Origin of the sequence: Lentzea sp., from assembly GCF_035525475.1 — a bacterium.
Classification (GTDB): Bacteria; Actinomycetota; Actinomycetes; order Mycobacteriales; family Pseudonocardiaceae; genus Lentzea.
Genome location: NZ_DATLEC010000007.1, coordinates 1 through 5,142, shown reverse-complemented (window position 1 = coordinate 5,142; position 5,142 = coordinate 1). Strand labels below are relative to the sequence as shown.

Sequence of the window (5,142 nt, the reverse complement as noted above, 5' to 3'; positions counted from 1 at the left end):
GGATCCGGTTGCGCTGCGTGACCAAGCCGTGGTGGAGTTGTTGTACGCAACAGGTATCCGGGTCGCTGAGTTGTGCGGTCTCGACCTCGACGACGTGGACTACTCCCAAAGGGTGATTCGGGTTCTGGGCAAGGGCAGTCGCGAACGCACCGTGCCGTTCGGCATTCCGGCCGAACGGTCGGTACGACGGTGGGTGGAACACGGCCGATCGTCGCTGGTCAACGACCATTCACAACGGGCGCTGTTCTTGGGTTCGCGCGGTGGCCGGCTGGACTCCCGTACCGCCCGGAGGGTCGTTCACGATGTAGTGGGTGCGGTGCCCGGCGCGGCCGACGTCGGGCCGCACGGGCTGCGCCACTCCGCGGCCACGCACCTGCTGGAAGGGGGAGCGGACCTGCGCACCGTCCAAGAACTCCTTGGTCACGCTACGCTCGCAACGACTCAGCTCTACACACACGTCACTGTCGAACGGCTGAAGGCGATCCATGACCGAACCCACCCCCGTTCCTGACGCCGCAGGGGGAGGATCGCGTACGGCGACCGTGCCCCCTGACCCCGTCCTGCCCGCGTCGGCTTCGACGCAGGCGAGCAACGGGCAGCGTCAGAACGGCGTGCCGCGCACCGAGGCGAGCTCCGAGCCCGGTGCCGACACGCACGTCAACGGCGCGCCCGCGGCCGTCCAGGCTGCGGTGACGCGTGCGGACGTCAGGTCTGGTGACGACGTCGAAGCCGGCATCGTCGCGTTGTGGCGCAGCTACGGCAAGTCCCGCGACCAGGGCCAGCGCGACCGCCTGGTGCTGCACTACGCGCCGCTGGTCAAGTACGTCGCGGGCCGTGTCGGCACCGGCCTGCCCGCCCACGTGGACGTGGCCGACCTGATCCAGTCCGGCATCTTCGGCCTGGTCGACGCGATCGAGAAGTTCGAGCCGGAACGCGGCCTCAAGTTCGAGACCTACGCCATGCAGCGCATCCGCGGCGCGATCCTCGACGACCTGCGCTCCCAGGACTGGGTGCCGCGCTCGGTCCGCAGCCGCGCCCGCGACGTCGAACGAGCCCTGGAACGCCTCGGCGCGAAGCTGCAGCGCACACCCACCGACCGCGAGCTCGCCGCAGAGCTCAAGATCGGCCTGGCCGAGCTGCGCGAGCTGTACGGCCAGCTCCAGCTCACCAGCGTCGTGGCCCTGGACGAGCTGATCGCCCCGAACAAGGGCGGTTCCTCCCTGGCCGAGTCGCTGCCCGACGACGCCGCCGAGGACCCGGTGGCGAGCCTCGTCGACCAGGACAGCCGCCGCCAGCTGGCCGACGCCATCGCCCAGCTCGCCGAACGTGACCGGGTCGTCGTGACCCTCTACTACTTCGAGAACCTGACGCTCGCCGAGATCGGCAAGGTCCTCGGCGTCACCGAGTCCAGGGTCTGCCAGCTGCACACCCGCGCCGTCCTGCGCCTGCGCACCAAGCTCAACGAGCAGTCCGAGGCCTGACCGCGCCTCCTCTCCCCACCGCTACCCGGTGGGTGCCGGGCTGCCGAAAAGCCGTACCGAAAACCGTGCGCGCCTCACATTCGTGTTCGTGAACCACCTCCAAGGCCCTCGTCGGGGCTAATTCACTCGAACGGGTGGCGAGGTCAATCGCCCTGCACGCCGTGTGCCCACTCGGGCATCAAGCGGTCCGGAACCGGGCAAGGCGATCAGGCGCCGGGAAGCAGGAGGCGTCACCGCCTCCCGGCGCCTGACGGGTGCTCGCGGCGCGCCACGGGGTCGCGCCGCTCACCCAGCCGCCCGGCAGCGGCGGGGGGCACCCTCGGATCGCCGCGCGGGAGTCGGGGTGCCGCGCGGCGGAATGGCTCAACTGCCTCGGGCAGGCGCGTTCAGCGGGAGCAGGCGGACCCGGCCCGACGACATCAGCCGAAGCGGGTCCAGATAGGTGTGGCCGCGGCGGGCGCCCCAGTGCAGGCACGGTGAGGGGCAGTGGCCCGCTTGCAGGTGGCCGATCACCTCACCCCTGCGCACCTGGCTGCCGGCCTTCACCGCGGGGATGACCGGCTCGTAGGTCGTTCGCAGACCGCCCCGGTGTTCGAGGGACACCAGCGTGCGAGCCGCCACCGCCCCCGCGTAGACCACCGCACCGTCGCCCGCCGCCAGGACCGCGGTGCCGGCGGCGGCAGCCAGGTCCACGCCCCGGTGGCCGGGGCCGAACGGAGTGGCGGGCGCCTCGAACGCGCGCACCACCGGGTGCGGCGGGGGAAGAGGCCAGGTGAAGCGGGCCGCGGGCGGGGTCAGGAGCGTGGCCAGGACCAGGGCGGCGGGGAGGAGGGGCATGGGTTCCACGGTCCGCCAAGCGGTGGCCGGGGGACCAGCGGTGATCGGGGATCTGTGGATTACTCGCCGGTTGTGGACAACCGACCCGGATGACTTGGGGGCGATTCGAAGTTTGTCGGGGATCAGGAGTAGACTTTCGGGCGCGTCCCGTCTGTGCGCGGGGCGACTTCGCGTGCCAACGCAGATCCGACCTGCTGGTTCCAGTCTGGTCGAGTCACGACGTCCGACGGTCCCGATGGTGCAGAGATGCTCAGCGGGTGCGGACGGCGGCGTTCGGCACCAGGGCTGACGGCCTACCGGCCGGAGGCGACAACCGGACTGACGCGCAAAGGCCAGACCTGGCGCGTCCTACAGATGAGGTGCGAACCGGCCATGGCCGTCGTAACCATGAAGCAGCTGCTCGACAGCGGCGTGCACTTCGGGCACCAGACGCGGCGCTGGAACCCGAAGATGAAGCGCTACATCCTCACCGAGCGCAACGGCATCTACATCATCGACCTGCAGCAGACGCTGACCTACATCGACCGGGCTTACGAGTTCGTGAAGGAAACGGTCGCGCACGGCGGGTCGATCCTGTTCATCGGCACCAAGAAGCAGGCGCAGGAGGCCATCGCCAACGAGGCCCTCCGCGTCGGCATGCCCTACGTGAACCAGCGCTGGCTGGGCGGCATGCTCACCAACTTCTCGACGGTCCACAAGAGGCTCCAGCGCCTCAAGGAGCTCGAGTCGATGGAGCAGACCGGCGGTTTCCAGGGTTTCACCAAGAAGGAAATCCTGATGATGAACCGCGAGAAGGACAAGCTGGAGCGCACGCTCGGCGGTATCCGCGACATGTCCAAGGTGCCCAGCGCCGTGTGGATCGTGGACACCAAGAAGGAGCACATCGCGGTCGGTGAGGCTCGCAAGCTGAACATCCCGATCGTCGCGATCCTCGACACGAACTGCGACCCGGACGAGGTCGAGTTCCCGATCCCGGGCAACGACGACGCGATCCGCTCCGCCGCCCTGCTGACCAAGGTCGTGGCCGAGGCCGCCGCCGCCGGTCTCATGCAGCGCTCGGGTGGCCGCCGCGACGCCGCCGAGGGCCAGGACAAGCCCGCCGCCGACGAGCCGCTGGCGGAGTGGGAGCAGGAGCTCCTCACCAGCACCACTCCGGCCGAGGTTTCTGCCGAGACCCCGGCTGAGACCCCGGCTGAGGTCCCTGCCGAGGCTCCGGCCGAGCAGCCCGTCCAGTCCTGATCTCCCCCACGAGGTGCCCGCGACCAGCGGGCACCTCGTGACTCAAGCGCGTACGTCGCAGAAGGAAAACGATGGCGAACTACACCACCGCGGACGTCAAGAAGCTCCGCGAGCTGACCGCCGCCGGCATGATGGACTGCAAGAAGGCGCTGGACGAGGCTGACGGCGACTTCGACAAGGCCGTCGAGATCCTGCGCATCAAGGGCGCCAAGGACGTCGGCAAGCGCGCCGAGCGCACCACGTCCAACGGCCTCGTCGCGGTCAAGGACGGCGCCATGGTCGAGCTGCGCTGCGAGACCGACTTCGTGGCCAAGAACGCCGACTTCATCGCCCTGGCCGACGACATCGTCGCGCTCGCCAAGGCGAACAAGGTCGCCGACGTCGAGGCCCTCAAGGCCGTCGAGGTCGACGGCAAGACGGTGGACGCGCTGGTCCAGGAGTTCTCCGCCAAGATCGGCGAGAAGCTCGAGCTGGCGAAGGCCGTCGACTTCGACGGCACCGTCTCGGTCTACCTGCACAAGCGTGCCGCCGACCTGCCGCCCGCCGTCGGCGTGCTGGTCGAGTACACCGGTGACAACGCCGAGGCCGCCAAGGGTGCCGCGATGCAGATCGCCGCGATGCGCCCGAAGTTCGTCACCCGTGACGAGGTCCCCGAGGAGCTGGTCGCGAACGAGCGCCGCATCGCCGAGGAGACCGCTCGCGAGGAGGGCAAGCCCGAGGGCGCGCTCCCCAAGATCGTCGAGGGTCGCGTCAACGGCTTCTTCAAGGACGTCGTGCTCCTCGAGCAGGCTTCCGTGACGGACAGCAAGAAGACGGTCAAGGCTCTTCTGGACGAGGCCGGCGTGACGGTGACCCGTTTCGCTCGGTTCGAGGTCGGCCAGAGCTGATTGCGATGAGGGCGGGGTTGCGGCACAACAGCGACCCCGCCCTCAGCATGTCCAACGACTGCTCCAAGCCCCGAGGAGAGGATCTGTGAGCGAAGAAGGTAGCCACGGCTACAACCGGGTGATGCTCAAGCTCGGTGGCGAGATGTTCGGTGGTGGTGGCGTCGGCGTGGATCCCGACGTCGTGCAGACAGTCGCCAAGCAGATCGCGGCCGTCCACAAGTCCGGCGTGCAGGTGGCCGTCGTGATCGGTGGTGGCAACTTCTTCCGCGGGTCCGAACTCCAGCAGCGCGGCATGGACCGCTCGCGCGCCGATTACATGGGCATGCTCGGCACGGTCATGAACTGCCTGGCGTTGCAGGACTTCCTCGAGCGCGAGCACGGCATCGACACGCGCGTGCAGACGTCGATCCAGATGACGCAGGTCGCCGAGTCCTACCTCCCCCGCCGCGCGATGCGCCACCTCGACAAGGGCCGCGTCGTGATCTTCGGTGGCGGCGCCGGCCTGCCGTACTTCTCGACCGACACCACGGCCGCCCAGCGCGCGCTGGAGATCGGCTGCGAGATCGTCCTGATGGCCAAGGCCGTCGACGGCGTCTACACGGCCGACCCCAAGATCGACCCGGACGCGCTGATGTTCGACAACATCACCCACCGCGAGGTGCTGGAGCGCGGCCTCAACGTCGCCGACGCCACGGCCT

At 69.1% G+C, this 5,142-nt stretch carries 6 protein-coding genes; 5 read left to right on the top strand and 1 reads right to left on the bottom strand.

The genetic code is table 11. The annotated features are described in order from the left end of the window. Both VM306_RS01115 and VM306_RS01110 read left to right on the top strand, forming a co-directional pair. Nucleotides 1–511 (top strand): tyrosine-type recombinase/integrase (locus VM306_RS01115; RefSeq protein WP_325510296.1); only part of this gene is annotated, 511 nt, incomplete at its 5' end. Nucleotides 512–542: 31 nt separating this feature from the next. Further along, the gene (locus tag VM306_RS01110; RefSeq protein ID WP_414672307.1) at nt 543–1,481 is read left to right on the top strand and encodes a FliA/WhiG family RNA polymerase sigma factor; all 939 of its coding nucleotides are present in this window, start codon (nt 543–545) and stop codon (nt 1,479–1,481) included. A 363-nt stretch (nt 1,482–1,844) separates the two neighbouring features. Here the strand turns inward: VM306_RS01110 and VM306_RS01105 are convergent, their stop codons facing one another. Continuing rightward, nucleotides 1,845–2,318, bottom strand: a complete 474-nt coding sequence (locus tag VM306_RS01105) for a peptidoglycan DD-metalloendopeptidase family protein (protein WP_325510294.1) — start codon at nt 2,316–2,318, stop codon at nt 1,845–1,847. A 372-nt stretch (nt 2,319–2,690) separates the two neighbouring features. Here VM306_RS01105 and rpsB point away from each other — a divergent pair, with 372 nt between their 5' ends. The 3 genes from rpsB to VM306_RS01090 form a co-directional block, all read left to right on the top strand. Further along, nucleotides 2,691–3,557 (top strand): 30S ribosomal protein S2, encoded by an 867-nt coding sequence (gene rpsB, locus VM306_RS01100; RefSeq protein ID WP_325510293.1) that lies wholly within the window; start codon nt 2,691–2,693, stop codon nt 3,555–3,557. Nucleotides 3,558–3,628: 71 nt separating this feature from the next. Further along, nucleotides 3,629–4,444: a translation elongation factor Ts gene (tsf, locus tag VM306_RS01095; protein WP_325510292.1), complete on the top strand. Its 816-nt coding sequence runs from the start codon at nt 3,629–3,631 to the stop codon at nt 4,442–4,444. 121 nt (nt 4,445–4,565) lie between these two features. Further along, a partial coding sequence (locus tag VM306_RS01090) for a uridine monophosphate kinase (protein WP_414672308.1) occupies nt 4,566–5,142 on the top strand: 577 nt, incomplete at its 3' end.